General features: G+C 68.9%; 16 protein-coding genes. 6 read left to right on the top strand and 10 right to left on the bottom strand.

Translation table 11 applies throughout. From position 1 onward, the window contains the following. The first annotated feature begins 10 nt into the window (after positions 1-10). The 3 genes from AC1DFU_RS08430 to AC1DFU_RS08420 all read left to right on the top strand — a co-directional run bounded on the left by AC1DFU_RS08430 (position 11) and on the right by AC1DFU_RS08420 (position 4,002). Positions 11-1,705: an FAD-dependent oxidoreductase gene (locus AC1DFU_RS08430; RefSeq protein ID WP_441592720.1), complete on the top strand. Its 1,695-nt coding sequence runs from the start codon at positions 11-13 to the stop codon at positions 1,703-1,705. A gap of 172 nt (positions 1,706-1,877) precedes the next feature. Next, the gene (locus AC1DFU_RS08425) at positions 1,878-2,609 is read left to right on the top strand and encodes a BON domain-containing protein (protein ID WP_092294959.1); all 732 of its coding nucleotides are present in this window, start codon (positions 1,878-1,880) and stop codon (positions 2,607-2,609) included. Positions 2,610-2,730: 121 nt separating this feature from the next. Further along, entirely contained in the window at positions 2,731-4,002 is a 1,272-nt protein-coding gene (locus AC1DFU_RS08420) for a M20/M25/M40 family metallo-hydrolase (protein WP_441592719.1), read from the top strand. On the opposite strand, the gene AC1DFU_RS08415 is transcribed toward AC1DFU_RS08420, so the two are convergent. The 4 genes from AC1DFU_RS08415 to AC1DFU_RS08400 all read right to left on the bottom strand — a co-directional run bounded on the left by AC1DFU_RS08415 (position 3,984) and on the right by AC1DFU_RS08400 (position 7,228). Continuing rightward, positions 3,984-4,724, bottom strand: coding sequence for a DUF4410 domain-containing protein (locus AC1DFU_RS08415; RefSeq protein WP_441592718.1), 741 nt, complete (start codon positions 4,722-4,724; stop codon positions 3,984-3,986). The genes AC1DFU_RS08420 and AC1DFU_RS08415 overlap by 19 nt on opposite strands. Positions 4,725-4,829: 105 nt before the next feature. Continuing rightward, positions 4,830-6,161, bottom strand: coding sequence for an ATP-binding protein (locus AC1DFU_RS08410; protein WP_441592717.1), 1,332 nt, complete (start codon positions 6,159-6,161; stop codon positions 4,830-4,832). Further along, positions 6,161-6,874 (bottom strand): response regulator, encoded by a 714-nt coding sequence (locus AC1DFU_RS08405; RefSeq protein ID WP_441592716.1) that lies wholly within the window; start codon positions 6,872-6,874, stop codon positions 6,161-6,163. The genes AC1DFU_RS08410 and AC1DFU_RS08405 overlap by 1 nt, the downstream gene beginning before the upstream one ends. A 45-nt stretch (positions 6,875-6,919) precedes the next feature. Then, complete coding sequence (locus AC1DFU_RS08400; RefSeq protein ID WP_092294969.1) at positions 6,920-7,228, bottom strand: hypothetical protein; 309 nt, start codon at positions 7,226-7,228, stop codon at positions 6,920-6,922. Between the two features lie 247 nt (positions 7,229-7,475). On the opposite strand from AC1DFU_RS08400, the gene AC1DFU_RS08395 reads away from it, so the two are divergent. Next, complete coding sequence (locus tag AC1DFU_RS08395; protein WP_441592715.1) at positions 7,476-8,399, top strand: sterol desaturase family protein; 924 nt, start codon at positions 7,476-7,478, stop codon at positions 8,397-8,399. Here the strand turns inward: AC1DFU_RS08395 and AC1DFU_RS08390 are convergent. From AC1DFU_RS08390 to AC1DFU_RS08365, 6 genes are all read right to left on the bottom strand, one after another. Continuing rightward, positions 8,396-9,127: an amino acid ABC transporter ATP-binding protein gene (locus tag AC1DFU_RS08390; protein ID WP_092294973.1), complete on the bottom strand. Its 732-nt coding sequence runs from the start codon at positions 9,125-9,127 to the stop codon at positions 8,396-8,398. The genes AC1DFU_RS08395 and AC1DFU_RS08390 overlap by 4 nt on opposite strands. Beyond that, positions 9,108-9,764, bottom strand: a complete 657-nt coding sequence (locus AC1DFU_RS08385; RefSeq protein WP_092294975.1) for an amino acid ABC transporter permease — start codon at positions 9,762-9,764, stop codon at positions 9,108-9,110. Before AC1DFU_RS08385 ends, AC1DFU_RS08390 begins: the two co-directional genes overlap by 20 nt. Then, on the bottom strand, positions 9,761-10,429 hold the full coding sequence (locus tag AC1DFU_RS08380; protein WP_092294977.1) for an amino acid ABC transporter permease: 669 nt from the start codon (positions 10,427-10,429) through the stop codon (positions 9,761-9,763). Before AC1DFU_RS08380 ends, AC1DFU_RS08385 begins: the two co-directional genes overlap by 4 nt. A gap of 39 nt (positions 10,430-10,468) precedes the next feature. Further along, on the bottom strand, positions 10,469-11,287 hold the full coding sequence (locus tag AC1DFU_RS08375) for a transporter substrate-binding domain-containing protein (RefSeq protein WP_092294979.1): 819 nt from the start codon (positions 11,285-11,287) through the stop codon (positions 10,469-10,471). A gap of 3 nt (positions 11,288-11,290) precedes the next feature. Continuing rightward, on the bottom strand, positions 11,291-12,046 hold the full coding sequence (locus tag AC1DFU_RS08370) for a GntR family transcriptional regulator (RefSeq protein ID WP_441592714.1): 756 nt from the start codon (positions 12,044-12,046) through the stop codon (positions 11,291-11,293). A gap of 172 nt (positions 12,047-12,218) precedes the next feature. After that, entirely contained in the window at positions 12,219-13,256 is a 1,038-nt protein-coding gene (locus tag AC1DFU_RS08365) for an ABC transporter substrate-binding protein (protein ID WP_092294983.1), read from the bottom strand. A 277-nt stretch (positions 13,257-13,533) separates the two neighbouring features. Here AC1DFU_RS08365 and AC1DFU_RS08360 point away from each other — a divergent pair, with 277 nt between their 5' ends. Together AC1DFU_RS08360 and AC1DFU_RS08355 are read left to right on the top strand one after the other, a co-directional pair. Continuing rightward, complete coding sequence (locus AC1DFU_RS08360; RefSeq protein ID WP_441592713.1) at positions 13,534-14,742, top strand: NAD(P)/FAD-dependent oxidoreductase; 1,209 nt, start codon at positions 13,534-13,536, stop codon at positions 14,740-14,742. A gap of 101 nt (positions 14,743-14,843) precedes the next feature. Next, positions 14,844-15,119 (top strand): YcgL domain-containing protein, encoded by a 276-nt coding sequence (locus AC1DFU_RS08355; RefSeq protein ID WP_143093896.1) that lies wholly within the window; start codon positions 14,844-14,846, stop codon positions 15,117-15,119. The last annotated feature ends 11 nt before the right edge of the window (positions 15,120-15,130 follow it).

Genomic DNA, 15,130 nt, shown 5'->3' with positions numbered 1-15,130 from the left:
GGAGGGGGTGATGGTCGACAATCCGGTTCCGGAGGATGACGCCGGGGTGCGCGAGCACCCGCGCTACGCGCAGATGTTCGCGGTGCTGACCGAGGAGGACATCCAGCGCGTGCGCCGCTTCGGGCGCCTGTCGCACTTCGCTGTTGGCGAATGCCTGTACCGCGCCGGCAGCCTGTGCCCGGGGATGTTCCTGATCCTGTCCGGCAAGGTGCGCATCGTCGGGCGCGATGGGCTGGGCCACGAGCGCGTCCTCCACACCTACACCCAGCGCGGCGAGTTCACCTCGGACGTGACGCAGCTCTCGAACAAGCCAGCCGTGGTGGATGCGCGCGTGATCGAGGACGTGGAGGCCGTGCTGGTGCGCCCCGACGAACTGAGCGCGATGATGATCAGCGAGGCTGATCTCGGCGAGACCATCATGCGCGCGCTGATCCTGCGCCGCATGCTGGTGATCGAGCGCGGCCACGGCGTGGTGCTGGTGGGCGCGCCGGACAACGGGCGGCTGGTGGCGCTGCAGAACTTCCTGCGGCGCAACGGCTTTCCCAACACCACGCTCGACGCGGCGATGGACCCCGAGGCCGTTGCGCTGCTCGAACGCCTGACCCCGCTGCCGGACGACTTCCCGCTCGTGGTCTGCCCGGACGGCACCGTGCTGCGCAATCCGGACGAAGGCCACCTGGCCTCGTGCCTGGGCCTGATTCCCGAGTTCGATCCCACCCACGTCTACGACGTGGCGGTGGTCGGCGCCGGCCCGGCCGGGCTGGCCACCGCCGTCTATGCGGCGTCCGAAGGGCTGTCCGTGGCCGTGCTCGACTGTCGTGGGCCGGGCGGGCAGGCTGGCACCAGCGCGCGCATCGAGAACTACCTCGGCTTTCCCACGGGCATCACCGGGCAGTCGCTGGCCAGCCGCGCCTTCGCCCAGGCGCAGAAATTCGGCGCCCATATCGGCATTCCATGTGAAGTGAAGGCCCTGTATTGCGACCGGCGTCCGCTCTTCGTGGAACTGACCGATGACCGCCGCATTGCCGCGCGCACCGTGGTGATCGCCAGCGGCGCCGAATACCGGCGACCGGACGTGACCGGGCTCGATCGCTTCGAGTCGTCCGGCATCTACTACTGGGCCACGCCGATCGAGGCGCGCCTGTGCCGCAAGGAGCCGGTGCTGCTGGTGGGCGGCGGCAATTCCGCCGGGCAGGCGGCGGTGTTCCTGGCCGCGCATGCCGAGCACGTGCACCTGTTTATCCGGGGCACCAGCCTTGAGCACAGCATGTCGCGCTACCTGACTGAGCGGATCGCCGTGCTGCCCAACGTGACCGTGCATACCCGCGTGGACCTGCGCGCGCTTGAAGGCGGGGCACGTCTCGAACGGGTGTATTACCGGGGCGCGGGCGGCGTAGAGGGCTGCATGACCACGCATCACCTGTTCGTCTTCATCGGCGCGGCGCCGAATACAGCGTGGCTGGCCACCTGCGGCGTGCAGCGCGACGAGAAGGGATTCGTGTTGACCGGGGCCGAAGTGCCCGATGCCGCGCCGCACGTGCCGTCCCTGCAAACCAGCCTGGAAGGCGTGTTCGCCATCGGCGACGTGCGTTCGGGATCGATCAAGCGGGTGGCTTCCGCCGTGGGCGAGGGCGCTGCCGTGGTTGCGCAGATCCACGCCGTGCTGGCCGGCATGCGCGGCACCTGCCAGCCCGGCACGCGCTGATCCGTTTCCCCCCCTGCGGCGCCGGCATCACTCCGCCAACGCGCCCCCATCGGAATGCCTACAATAGCTGGACGGACAGGCCGCGCGGGCTGATGCGCGGCACTGTCGCTGCCACGCGTGCTCGCAGGCAGGGGCGCGCGCCACTCATCTCCACGAAACATGGAGAAACATCATGCAGAGTAGCGAAGCGGTGCTGACGCAGGCGCGAGCCGCGTTGGCGCATGTGCCGTATCAGGGCCACCATCTCCATCCCACCATTCACCTGCGGCTTTCCGACGGCGCGCTAATCCTCGAGGGCGAGGTAGCAGACATCGTCGACAAGACGCGCGCCGCCGCGCACCTGCGGCGCGTGGACGGCGTGACCATGGTCATTGACCACCTGCGCATTGCCGATGGCGCCGCGCCGGTGGGCGACGGCGAACTGCGCGATGCCGTGTGCCAACGGCTGCTTACCGCGATCGATTTCCGCAACTGCAAGATTTGCGCGAAGGTGAAGGGCCAGGACGAGGCGCGCCGCGAGGCCGTGGGCGAGCGCAGCGGCTGGATCGAGGTGGCCGCCGCCAATGGCGTGGTCACGCTGTCCGGCAATGTGATCAGCCTTTCCCACATGCGGCTGGCCGGCGTGCTGGCGTGGTGGTCGCGCGGCTGCCGCTGCGTGGTGAACGAACTCGTGGTGGCGCCGGCCGAGGCCGATAGCGATGAGGAAATCACCGAGGCGCTGCAACTGGTGCTGGAAACCGATCCCTTCGTCGATGCGGGCCGCATCGCGGTGCGCACCGCGAAACGCGTGGTGACGCTCGACGGCTACGCCACGAGCGAGGGCGCGCGCAAGCAGGTCGAGCGGGATGCCTGGTATGTGTACGGCGTGGAGGACGTCGTCAACCGGATTTCGCTGAGCAGCTGAGTGCTTTGGGGGCATGCCGGTGGCGGGAACGGCGCGTGGATTGGCGGGATTGACCCTCCCCGGCCGCGCGCGCAGGCGATAGGATCGGCTTTTGTCGCCAACCGTCCACACAGGAATCCTCATGCCCCGTTCCGTTCGTCACCGCCGCGCAGCGCTGCCCGCAGCGCTCTCCCTCGCGTTGTCATTGGCCTGGAGCGGCGCCGCGCTGGCCGCCGGGCCGGACGCGGCCCTGCTGCAGGCGGCACAGGCCGCGCAGCCGGGCGTGGTGCAGTCCCTCAAGGAGATGGTGTCGATCGAGTCCGGCAGCCATGACGTCGAAGGGCTGAACCGCATGGCCGCCTACACCGAGAAGCGCCTCAAGGCGCTGGGTGCCAGCGTGGAGCGCGTGCCGGCGGCGCAGGGCCACGGCCCGATCGTCAAGGGCACGCTGGAAGGCACGGGCAAAGGCCGCATCATGCTGATCGCCCATATGGACACCGTCTACGCGCGCAACACGCTGGCCTCGCAGCCGATTCGCGAGGACGGCAACAAGCTCTACGGGCCGGGCATCGCCGATGACAAGGGCGGCATCGCGGTCATCCTGCACGCGCTGGAGATCATGAAGGCGCAGGGCTGGAAGGACTTCGCGCGGGTGACCGTGCTGTTCAATGCGGACGAGGAAATCGGCTCGCTCGGCTCGGGCGCCGCCATTGCCGCGCTGGGGGCGCAGCACGATGTGGTGCTGTCCTGCGAGCCCAATCCGGCCAAGGCCGTGGCCAAGACCGAATCCCTGCTGCTCGGCGCCGCTGGCACGGCCTCCGCGACGATGGCTGTTCAGGGCCGCGCCTCGCACGCCGGCGCCGCGCCGGAGCTGGGCCGCAATGCCTTGATGGAACTGGCCTACCAGTTGCAGCAGACGCGCGATGTGGCGAAGTCCGTGCCGGGCTCGCAACTGAACTGGACCAATGCCAAGGCTGGGGATGCCCGCAACCAGATTCCTGCTTCGGCCAGCGCCTTCGGCGATGTGCGGATCACGGCCAACGGTGCCGCCCAGAAGCTGCAGGCGGCGCTGCAGGAGAAGGTCAACGCCGGTCATCTGGTGCCCGATACGCAGACCACCATCACGATGGAAGAGGGCCGTCCGCCCTTCGTGGTCAATGCGCGTGGCCGGGAACTGGCGGCGCAGGCCCAGAAGATCTACGCGGAACTGGACGGCCGGCAGCTGGCCCTGTTTCCCGGCACGGGCGGCGCCACGGATGCCGGCTTCGCGGGCCAGTCGGGCAAGGCCGCCGTGGTGGAGAGCTTCGGCCTGTCCGGCTTTGGCTATCACGCGCGCGACGAGTACATCGAACTCGATTCCATCGTCCCGCGCCTCTACCTGATGACCCGCATGCTTCAGGAGAGCGGGCGCTGAGCGGATTGGGCGGATTGGGCAACCTGCTTGGCGATGGCGTCGGCAAGACGCGTGGCGTCGTTGTAGACGCTGTCGTGCTGCAGTTCGCTGACGCCGTGCGCCGCGCCGCCGGCGGCGGCTGACATGGCCACATGGCCGGCCACCGCGCCCACGCCGGCGGTCTCCGCCACACCGGGCATGTGGCCGCTATCCGCGCTGGCGTGGAAGTCCTGCACCGCCACCGCCGGGCCATTGGCGGGCTGGTAGACCAGTTCGACCGACGCGCCCACATCGCTCTTGCCCGCGCCCAGGCCCACCACCATGCGGCGGCGCAGGTTGCCTTCGTCGATCTTGTCGAACTGGCCGGTAACGACCAACGCATTCGCGCCCGCCGGGACCGCGCCATCGAGGCGCACTGCGTTGAGCCCCTTGGCACGCAGCTGCCGCACGATTTCATCGCTCACCTGATCACGGGCCTCGCGCGCATCGTGCATGGCCTTGCCAGCCTGGCTGTCCGCGCCGGCCATCGACATGACCTTTTGCATCACGCGGCTGTCTACCTTGACCTGATCGGGGTTGGCGTTGAAGGTCTGCACGCAGATGATGTCCGCGTTGCCGGGGAGGGCGGCGGCGCCCTGCGTGATGGTAGTGGCGTTGGCGTAGCCGGCGGCCAGCAGCGCGGCGGCCGTCAGCGTGGCGAGGGTGAAGCGGCGGGCAATGAGGGAGAGTTGGGTGGTTTGCATGGCGAAATCCTGTATCGGTTGGGTTGGAGCGTGTCGGTGCATCGCTGGAACCCAGTATGGGAAAAACCGACCACAGATGCCATGCAGCAAGTATGTCGAGAAATGTCAGGCCGCTGGCCGCAGCGGCAGCGCCACTACGGCTTCGAGGCCGCCGCCGTCACGTGGGCGGAATTGCAGCGAGCCGCCGTGCAGCCGCGCGATGCGCTCCACAATCGCCAGCCCCAGCCCGGTGCCGCCCGAATGACCGCGCGCGTTGTCGCCGCGTGCGAACGGCGCCTTGAGCTGCTCCAACTGCTGCGCGCCGATGCCGTCGCCCCGGTCGCACACCGCCACATAGGCGGTCTCCGCATCGGCCCAGGTGCGCACGGCCAGTCCGGTGCGGCCGTAGACCACCGCGTTCTGCATCAGGTTCATCAGCAGCCGCATCAGGCTCACCGGGCGGTAGTCGAGCGGCGGCAGGTTGCCGATCGACAACTCGAAGCTGTGTCCCAGCCCCGCAAAATCGGACGACAACTGCTGCACCAGCGCGTCGAGGTCGCCCGGCTGGGGCGGCTCGCGCTCGCCGCTGCCGGCGTAGTCCATGAATTGCTGGAGGATCGTGTCGATCTGGTCGAGATAGCTTTCGGTGGAGGCAACGAAAGCGTCGTCGCTGCCGCGTGGCATGGCCATCGCCATGCCCAGGCGCAGCTTGGTCAGTGGCGTGCGGATGTCGTGCGAGATGCCCGCCAGCATCAGCGCGCGGGTGGCTTCCGCCTGGCGCAGGGCGTCGGTCATCTGGTTGAAAGCGGCGCTGACCTGCGCGATTTCCGTGGGGCCGTCCGTGGGGAGCGGCGCGGGCATCTCTCCAGCGCACACGTCGCCTGCGGCGCGGGCGAGGTCCTGCAGGGGCCGGTTCAGGTGGCGCTGGATCAGGTAGCCGGTCAGCGCGGCCAGCATCGCCAGCGCGGTCGAGAGCGCCAGCGCGGCCAGGATGCCGCTGGCGCGGGCATCGGCGGTCATCGGCAGGGAAATCCACGCCGGGGTGTGGGCCACGTGCACGCGGATCCACAGCCGTTCCTCGCCATCGGGGGCGTCGATCTGCCAGCGCACTGGCATGTCGGGCGGCAGGTCGCGGCGCAGGGCGTGCAGGAAGACATCGCGCTGGTAGGTGCGGAACAGTTGCAAGGGGCTGGCGGCGCCGTCCGGCGTGGGCTCCGGCACAGGGTCCGCCGCCTGGGCGTTGAGCCGCGTGGTGACCGCCTGCGCCTCGGCAGGCGGCAGCGCGGCCAGCACGCCATCGAGGGTCTTCACATAGTCCGCAAAGATAATGGCCGCGCGCTCGATACGCGGGCGCTGCACATAGTGGAGCAGTACCGAGAGGGAGCACGCCTGCGTGACGGCCACCAGCGCCACCAGCAGGGCGATATTGCGCGCCAGCAGCGACCGGGGCAGCCGCATCACGCCGCCACGCCGGCCACCAGCATGTAGCCCACGCCCCACACCGTCTTGATGAAACGGGGCTTGGATGGGTCTTCCTCGATGATCTGGCGCAGGCGCAGCACCTGTACGTCGATGCTGCGGTCCAGCGCGTCATGGTCGCGCCCGCGCGCGCGGGCCAGCAGGTTCTCCCGGCTCACGGGCCGGTTGGGCGAGGATCCGAGCGCGTGCAGCAACAGCATCTGGGCCGAATGCACCTCCACGGGATCGCCACGCAGCCGCAGCGTCTGCTGGCCGACATCGAACTCGAATTCGCCGAAGCGCAGCGTCTGCGCGGTGACGGTGGGATCGCCCGACGCGATCCGCTGCCGCCGCAGCAGCGCACGGATGCGGGCGACCAGCTCGTCCGGCACGAACGGCTTGGGGAGGTAGTCATCGGCGCCGGTCTCCAGCCCCAGCACGCGGTCCATGGGATCGCCCTTGGCGGTCAGCATCAGCACGGGCAGCGTGATGCCGTCCGCACGCAACCGCCGGCAGATGGTCAGGCCATCCTCGGGCGCCATCATCAGGTCGAGTACGAGCAGGTCGTAGGGTTCGCGCTGGAGGTAGCGGTCGAGCTGCTTGCCATCGGCCACGGCGCGCACGCGGAAGCCCTGGCTGGTCAGGAAGCGCTGCAACATGTTGCGCAACTCGGCCTCGTCGTCCAGCACGAGGATGCGGTTGACTACCTCCATGGCATGTCTCCGTGACCATCCGTCATGCGGGAACGATACCCGAAGTCATGCGTAGTGTGCGGGCACCCAGACACGTCCGACCCAATGTCCCGGCACCCACACCGCCGGGTGGGGCGGCGGCGCCACATAGACGGCACGCGGCGCGACATATTCGCCCTGGGGCGTGACATAGACCGGCGGCAGCGGCGGGGCGACATAGACGGGGCGCGGCGCCGGGGCGACATAGACAACGTGCGGCGGCGGCATGACGACGACCGCCCCAGCGCCATACCAGCCGGCGAAGGCGGGCGTGGCGGCGGTGACGGTGGCAACGATGAGGGCGGCGGTAGCGGTAACGAAGCTGAGGCGTTTCATGATGAGTCCCTTCCTGGTGAGTTTCAGCCGACCGATGTGCGGCGGCAACGGGACGAAATATAGGAGGGGACGGGGCAGTCCGCGAGGCGCAAACCATGTCGCGGTGTTACACGGCGTGGCGCCGGTCCGTGCATGACATCCGGCGACATATTTCCCGCATGGCGCGGCTGGCGGGCGGCACCTACATTTGGCTCACCGCGACGCAACATCGTCCCGATCCCCAATCGACTACCCCATGAGGCACGCCATGCTGACCCCCACCGCCAACCCCGACCTATCCGTCCAGCGGATAGCCCTCTACGCCACGGCGTTCATCGTCGCCGTCTCGCTCGTCGAAGCCGTGGTGCTCTGGCGCAAGCGCCGGAACTGGAATGCCCCGTTCGACTGGCGGGAGGTCTGGCTGTCGCTGGCCGACCTGGCCGGCCGCAAGCTGTCGGTGCTGCTGCCGCTCTCGCTGGCCACGCCCGTGTTCGCCTTCGCCTGGGATCACCGCCTGTTCACGGTCACGCTCAACAGCGCGCTGATGGTGCTGCTGCTCTTCGTGGGGCAGGAGTTCTGCTACTACTGGTATCACCGCGCCTCGCACCGCGTGCGCTTCTTCTGGGCGACCCACGCGGTCCACCACTCGCCGAACCAGCTCACGCTGGCCTCGGCCTACCGGCTCGGCTGGACCGGCAAGCTTACCGGCACGGCCATCTTCTTCGCGCCGCTGGTCTGGCTGGGTGTGCGGCCGGAAGTGGTGCTGGCCACGCTGATGTTCAACCTGCTCTACCAGTTCTGGCTGCACAACACGTGGGTGCCGCGCCTGGGCTGGCTCGAATACGTGTTCAACACGCCGTCGGCGCACCGCGTGCACCATGCCTCGAATGTGGATTACCTCGATGCGAACTACGGCGGCGTGCTGATCGTGTTCGACCGCCTGTTCGGCACCTATGTGGCCGAGCGTGCCGAAGAGCCGTGCCGCTACGGGCTGGTCAAGCCGTCCCGCACGGTGAACCCGCTGATGAACCAGTTCGAACACTGGATTGGCCTGTTCCGCGACATGGCGGCAGCCCCCAGCCTCGGCGCGGCCCTCGGCTACCTGACGATGCCCCCGGGCTGGCAGCCCGACGGCAAGGGCGAGACCACCGAGAACCTGCGTGCGCAGTCTCAGGGTCAGGTCAGCGCCTAGGCTTCCACCATGCCCAGGAACTGCTGCAACTCCGGGGTCTTCGGACGGGCGAAGACCTCGTCCGGCGGCCCGATCTCGTGGACCTTGCCCTGGTGCATGAAGACCACGCGGTCGCACACTTCCCGGGCGAAGCGCATCTCGTGCGTGACCATCAGCAGCGTCATCCCATCGGCGGCCAGCCCGCGCATGACCTGGAGCACCTCGTTGACGAGTTCCGGGTCCAGCGCCGAGGTGATCTCGTCGCACAGCAGCGCAGCGGGCTGCATCGCCAGCGCCCGGGCAATCGCCACGCGCTGCTGCTGCCCGCCGGAGAGTTGATCGGGATGGGCGTCGAACTTGGCCGAGAGGCCCACGCGGGCCAGGTTCAGCTCCGCCAGCTCGCGCGCCCGGGCCTCCGGCACCCCCTTGACGATCATTGGCGACAACATCACGTTGCGCCCCGCGCTCAGGTGCGGAAACAGGTTGAACTGTTGGAAGATCATGCCCACCTTGAGCCGCAGCGCGCGCAGTTGCAGCTCGGTATCGGCCAGATGGGCGCCAGCCACGGTGATGGCGCCGGCGTCGATGGACTCCAGCCCGTTGATGCAGCGGAGCAGCGTGCTCTTGCCCGAGCCGCTCTTGCCGATGATGGCGATGACCTCGCCCGGCTCCACCGAGAGCGACACCCCTTTCAGGACCTCGTTGCTGCCGAACGACTTGCGGACCTGGTCAATGGCGATGAGCGGCATGGAATTTCCTCTCCAGCAGTTTGCTGGCTTGCGAAAGGGGCCAGCACAGCGCGAAGTACATCAGCGCCACGGCGGCATAAACGGTGAATGGCTGGAAGCTCGCGTTGACGATCATCGTGCCGGCCTTGGACAGCTCGGTGAAACCGATGATCGACGCGAGCGCGGTGCCCTTGATGACCTGCACGCCAAAGCCGACGGTCGGCGCCACGGCAATGCGCATGGCCTGCGGCAGGATCACGTGGCGCATCTGCTGCACGTAGCTCATGGCCAGGCTGCCGGACGCCTCCCATTGGCCGCGCGGAATCGCCTCCACGCAGCCGCGCCAGATCTCGGCCAGGAAGGCGGCGGTCCAGAGCGTCAGCGCCACGCCGGCGGCGAGCCACGCGGGCACGTCCACGCCGAACAGCGCGAGGCCGAAGAAGGCGAGGAATAACTGCATCAGCAGCGGCGTGCCCTGGAAGATCTCGATATAGGCCCAGGTGGCCCGGCGCAGGAAGGGCCGCTTGCTGGTGCGCATCAGCAGCACCAACAAGCCCACCACGCCGCCGCCGACAAAGGCCACCAGCGACAGCAGGACGGTCCAGCGCGCGGCCAGCAGCAGGTTGCGCACGATGTCCCACAGCGTGAAGTCGATCATCGCGCCCTCCGCGCAAACAGTTGCCGGCCCACGCCGCGCAGCAGCTGGCGCAGCAGCAGCGCCAGCAACAGGTAGATCACGGTGCTCACCAGATAGACCTCGAAGGCGCGGAAGTTGCGGCCCTGGATGAAGTTGGCGGCGTAGGTCAGGTCCTGGGCGGCAATCTGGGAGCAGACCGCCGAGCCAAGCATGACGATGACGATCTGGCTCGACAGCGCCGGCCAGATCTTCTGCAGCGCCGGGCGCAGCACCACATGGCGGAACACCTGCAGCGGCGACATCGCCAGGCTGGCGCCGGCCTCGAACTGGCCGCGTGGCGTGGCGGCCAGCCCGGCCCGAATGATCTCGGTGCCGTAGGCGCCCAGGTTGATCACCATCGCCAGCGAGGCGGCCACCATCTCGGGCAACTGCACGCCCAGGCTGGGCAGGCCGAAGAAGATGAAGAAGAGCTGGATCAGGAACGGCGTGTTCCGGATCATCTCCACATAGGCGCCGACGATGGCGCGCAGCCAAGCCGGCCCCTGCGTCCGGGCCCAGGCGCCGAAGATGGCCACCGCCACGCCCAGCACGCCGCCCGTGAGCGTGAGCTGGGCCGTGACGGCGATGCCCTTGAGCAGGACGTCGGTGTAGTCGAGCACCGACAGGAAATCGAACTGATAGGCCATGGACGGGACCGGTTGCAGCGGGAGGGGAAGCGGTTCAGATCAGAGCTGGGCCGGCAGCGGACGCAGCAGCCACTTGATCGACAGCGAGTTCAGCGCGCCGTCCTTCTTGGCTTCGGCCAGGATGGCGTTCACCTTGGCCTGGAGCGCGGGCTCGTCCTTGTTCATGCCGATAAAGCACGGCGAGTTCTTGATCAGGAACTTGGTCTCGGGCGCCTTGGGCGCATGCTTGGCGATCAGCGCGGCGGCGACCACGTTGCCGGTGGCAATCAGCTGCACCTGGCCCGACAGGAACGCGGAGATCGTCGCGTTGTTGTCCTCGTAGCGCTTGATGGTGGCGTTGGCCGGGGCGATCTTCGACAGCTCCAGGTCCTCCACCGCGCCGCGCGTGACGCCGACGGTCTTGCCGGCCAGGTCGGCGGCGCTCTTCACGGGCATGTCGGCCGGGCCGAACACGCCGTTGTAGAACGGGGCATAAGCTTCGGAGAAGTCCAGCACCTTCTCACGCTCGGGATTCTTGCCGAGGCTGGAGATGATCAGGTCCACCTTGCGGGTCTGGAGGTAGGGCACGCGGTTGGTGCTGGACACCGGCACCAGTTGCAGCTTCACGCCCATCCGCTTCGCCATCAGCGCGGCCACGTCGATGTCCAGGCCCTGCGGCGCCATGTCGGCGCCAATCGAGCCGAACGGCGGGAAGTCCTGCGGCACCGCCACGCGCAGCACGCCGGCCTTGGTGATGTCCGCGAGCGTGTCGGCCTGCGCCGGGCGGGGCAGGGCGGCCACGCAGACGCTGGCGAACACGCCCAGCAGCAGCGCGCGGCGCGCCTTGGAGAACAGCGGGGTCGATGGAGTCGGGGTCATCGGTCAGTCCTTTTGCAAAGCGGGTGGGTTGGAGCGGGAGGAAGCGGAGATCGGGGGCGCTGGCGCGCGGCCGGAAACCGGCGCCAGGGCATGGCGCAGGCCGGCCAGCGGGTCCGCCGGCACGGCGTCCAGGCTGGCGTGGACTTCGCCGAGGTGGTCGGTCATCAACCGGGCGGCGCGTTCGCCGTCGCCGGCGGCCAGCGCGTTGACGATTTCCTCGTGCTGCGCGCAGGAGCGGCCCGCGTCAGCGGCGGACTGCTGGCGGCTGGCGACGAGCGTGGTGCGCGCGGTCAGGTCGCGCAGGGTATCCACGAGCAGGCCGTGGCCCAGCGCGGCGCACAGGCAGACATGGAAGTCGCCGAGCAGGAAGCTGCGCTCGCCGGCGTCGTCGCCGTCCAGCGCCGCCTTTTCGCGGGCGATATGCACCTTCAGTGTGTGGATGGCCGGCGCGCTGGGCGGCTGGGCCGCGCTGATCTCGCGCAGCAGGCCGGTCTCGATGATGCGGCGGGCGGCAAACGCGGCGCGGATATCGTCGGCGCCGGGTTCGATCAGGTACCAGCCGCGCCGGGCGCTTACGGTCACCATGCCGCGCGCGGCCAGCCGCATCAGCGCCTCGCGCACCAGCGTGCGGCTGACGCCGAACAGCGCGGCCAGTTCCTGCTCGCCCAGGCGCGAGCCCGGCAGCAGCTTTTGCGCGAGCATGGCCTCGGTGATGCGCTGGGCAATGTCGGCGGAGGGTTTGTCTTGGAGTTCGCTCACGGGGACCACTATTGCAAGTGGTATGCCAGCCTTGTATGCAAGACTTGTGAGCAAAGTTGGGGCGCAAGGGGCCGGTCAGCCCCCATCGGCGCCGGCATCGGCCCCAACAGGGTGCATGACCGGCCGCGCGTGGTGCACGCAGCCGGTTGATCTTTGGGGGGAGCCCCGGGGCTTACGCCTTGAGCTTGCGTTCCGCCGGGGCCGGCAGGAACTGGCCGGTCCAGATATCCGCCACGGTCAGGCCGGGCTTCATCCCGAACGCGCCGACCGTCTCGTCGATGGTGGCCTGCAGCCGTGCCTGGGTGGCGGCGCCCCAACCGTCGCGCAGCGTATCGGGGGTGCGCATCGACCCGTCGACAATCAGCTTCAGCCGTTCGAATTCCAGCGTCTGGTCGGCCAGCGGCTCGCGCGCCTTGACGGCGGCGGCGCCGGCCTGCGGGTCGGCCATGGCCTCGATCCAGCCGCGCGTGGAGGCCTTGACGAAGGCCTTCATGGCGTCCGGGTGCTCGGCCATGCTCTTCGGGTTGGCCACCAGCCCGTTGCCGTACGACTTCATGCCGTAGTCGGAGAAGCGGAACACGCTGAGCTTCTCCGGGCCCATGCCGCGCGCCTTGAGGTTGAGCAGGCCGGTGAAGTAGAAGTAGGCCACGGCGTCGAAGTCGCCCTTGACGAAGCGGGTGTCGCCGATATCCGGCGTGGCGCTCTCCCATTTGATCGAGGACGGGTCGAAGCCCTGCGCCTTGGCGAACACCGGGAACAGCTTGCGCGAGGCGTTGAACGGCTGGCCGAGGATGGTTTTGGCCGCCAGATCGCCCGGCTTGCGGATCGGGCCGTCCTTGCGCACGATCACGGCGTTCGGGTTCAGGTCGTACTGGATGGCCACCGCCTTGAGCGCGGCGGCGGGGTTGGCGGCGTTGAATTCGAGCATAGCGGCCAGATCCGCCGAGGCGCAGTCGTAGGCGCCGCCCGCCACGAGGCTGATGGCCGAAGCCGAGCCGTTGCCGGTGTCGATCACCACGTCGAGCCCGGCGTCCTTGTAGTAGCCGCGCTGCTGGGCCAGCAGGAAGCCGGCGCCGGACGCCTCGACCTTCCAGCCGAGGTTGAACTTGAACTTCTGCAGGCTGCCGGCGGCGCGCACGAAGGCGGGGGCGGCGATCAGCGACGACACAGCGGTGGCGGCGGTGGCATGGAGAAAGGAACGGCGGCGCATGGAAAAGCTCTCCGGAAAATGGGTGTGGGAACACGCGGCGAGCAATTTCCGGGCGGCCCGACATGGCGAGGCGGGCCGCTGAACGCTTCTACTCTCCTGGCCACCGGTTCAGCAGGTTCCGTGCCACGGCCCCGGCGCCGGGCGGGCCGTGTGGCGCACCGCAATGTGTCATGCCATGCGCCATGGCGGCGCATTGGCGATGCATCGGCGCCCCGGCTGGGCGAACATCGGCGCGATGGCTTGCCGGCGGCGCCTTATCCGACTAAGGTTTCGGCCCATGACGAAGACGACTGACAAGACGCCACGGGTTGCCGTGGTGGGCGCCGGCATTGTGGGCTGCTGTATCGCGCTGGCGCTGCGCAAGCGCGGCGCCGACGTGACGCTGATCGACCGGGACGCCCCCGCGCAGGGGTGCAGCTACGGCAATTCGGGCGCCATCAGCGTGAGTTCGGTGGCGCCGCTGGCCATGCCGGGCGTGCTGGCCTCGCTCCCCAAGATGCTGTTCGATCCGGAAAGTCCGCTCCATCTGCGGCTGGCCTACCTGCCCACGGCGGCGGCGTGGCTGACGCGCTTCGTCCTCTCGGCCGCGCCGGGGCGCGTGGCGGAGTCGGCGGCAGCGCTGGCCGCGCTCCACGCCAACGCCGGGGACCGCCACGAGGCGCTGGCGCGCGAAGTCGGCGTGCCCGAGCTGTTCATGCGGCGCGGCCATCTGCACCTGTACCCCGATGCTGCCGCGCTTGAGGCGGATGCGGCGGCGTGGCAGCTGCGCGAGCGCTTCGGCTTCCGCTTCGAACGGCTGGACCGGGCCGGCATCGAGGCGCTCGAGCCCGGCGTGGCGCCGCGCTACCAGGCGGGCGTCTTTCTGGCCGACCACGCCACCATCCGCAACCCGGCGCGCTACACGGAGGCGATTGCCGCGGCCTTCGTCGCGCGCGGCGGCCGGATCGTGCGCGACGAGATTCGCGGGATGCGCCGGCAGGACGGGGAATGGCTGCTGAGCGGTGCGGAAGGCCGCCACACGGCGGACCACGTGGTGGTGGCGGCGGGCGCCTGGTCGCGCCGGCTGCTGGACCCGCTGGGCGTGCGGCTACAGCTGGAGAGCCAGCGCGGCTATCACGTGCAGTTCACCAACCGGCACGACGCGGTGTCGCGCACCGTGGTGCTGACCGATCGCAAGATCTTCGTCACGCCGATGGAGGGCGGGCTGCGCGTGGGCGGCACGGTGGAGATCGCCGGGCTGGCGGCGCGGCCCGATCCGAAGCGCGCGGCCATCCTCGAACGTATTGCGCGGGAGACATTCAAGGGGCTCGAAGACGCCCACGTCACCACCTGGATGGGCCACCGGCCCTGCATGCCGGATTCGGTGCCCGTGGTGGGACCGGCCGACGGCCAGCCCGGCCTCTGGCTGGCGGTAGGCCACGGCCACCTGGGGCTGACCGACTCGGTCAACACGGCCGACCGGATCGCCGATGCGTTAATCCGTTAATCCGTTGGTGCATTAATACTTTGATACAGGGACGCCCTTGACCTCCGGCCGACCGGCATCCTAAAAATTAGACAGTTCCGTTCCTCTCGAAGGGTACCGTCGTGAAGATCTCGATACATCGTCGTGGTGTACGCGCTCTTTTCGTCGCGCACACACACCCGCTGGAAAACATCCCGCCCGCCATGCTCGCCTGGCTCGGTCCGCCCGAGCGGGTGGAGTCGTGCGATTTCGATCCCCACACGCCGCTGACCGGCCTTAGCGCCACCGAGGTCTGGAGTGCGCTGCAGCGTGACGGCTACTGCGCGGTGGACGAATGCCGCATCCTGGCCGAGGCGCGACACCGGCATCCGGTGTCGGCGCCCCGGCCGTGGGACTAGGGGCTCAGGCC

Source organism: Cupriavidus sp. 10L45, assembly GCF_056395225.1.
The sequence above is the reverse complement of the archived record's forward strand: the minus strand, read 5'-3'. Positions and strand labels throughout refer to the sequence as shown.

What these genes read in the sequence shown, in the direction of transcription:
- AC1DFU_RS08430 (WP_441592720.1), top strand. Translation starts at nt 11, where the DNA reads ATGGTCGACAATCCGGTTCCGGAGGATGACGCCGGGGTGCGCGAGCAC.
- AC1DFU_RS08425 (WP_092294959.1), top strand. Translation starts at nt 1,878, where the DNA reads ATGCAGAGTAGCGAAGCGGTGCTGACGCAGGCGCGAGCCGCGTTGGCG.
- AC1DFU_RS08420 (WP_441592719.1), top strand. Translation starts at nt 2,731, where the DNA reads ATGCCCCGTTCCGTTCGTCACCGCCGCGCAGCGCTGCCCGCAGCGCTC.
- AC1DFU_RS08415 (WP_441592718.1), bottom strand. Translation starts at nt 4,724, where the DNA reads ATGCAAACCACCCAACTCTCCCTCATTGCCCGCCGCTTCACCCTCGCC.
- AC1DFU_RS08410 (WP_441592717.1), bottom strand. Translation starts at nt 6,161, where the DNA reads ATGCGGCTGCCCCGGTCGCTGCTGGCGCGCAATATCGCCCTGCTGGTG.
- AC1DFU_RS08405 (WP_441592716.1), bottom strand. Translation starts at nt 6,874, where the DNA reads ATGGAGGTAGTCAACCGCATCCTCGTGCTGGACGACGAGGCCGAGTTG.
- AC1DFU_RS08400 (WP_092294969.1), bottom strand. Translation starts at nt 7,228, where the DNA reads ATGAAACGCCTCAGCTTCGTTACCGCTACCGCCGCCCTCATCGTTGCC.
- AC1DFU_RS08395 (WP_441592715.1), top strand. Translation starts at nt 7,476, where the DNA reads ATGCTGACCCCCACCGCCAACCCCGACCTATCCGTCCAGCGGATAGCC.
- AC1DFU_RS08390 (WP_092294973.1), bottom strand. Translation starts at nt 9,127, where the DNA reads ATGCCGCTCATCGCCATTGACCAGGTCCGCAAGTCGTTCGGCAGCAAC.
- AC1DFU_RS08385 (WP_092294975.1), bottom strand. Translation starts at nt 9,764, where the DNA reads ATGATCGACTTCACGCTGTGGGACATCGTGCGCAACCTGCTGCTGGCC.
- AC1DFU_RS08380 (WP_092294977.1), bottom strand. Translation starts at nt 10,429, where the DNA reads ATGGCCTATCAGTTCGATTTCCTGTCGGTGCTCGACTACACCGACGTC.
- AC1DFU_RS08375 (WP_092294979.1), bottom strand. Translation starts at nt 11,287, where the DNA reads ATGACCCCGACTCCATCGACCCCGCTGTTCTCCAAGGCGCGCCGCGCG.
- AC1DFU_RS08365 (WP_092294983.1), bottom strand. Translation starts at nt 13,256, where the DNA reads ATGCGCCGCCGTTCCTTTCTCCATGCCACCGCCGCCACCGCTGTGTCG.
- AC1DFU_RS08360 (WP_441592713.1), top strand. Translation starts at nt 13,534, where the DNA reads ATGACGAAGACGACTGACAAGACGCCACGGGTTGCCGTGGTGGGCGCC.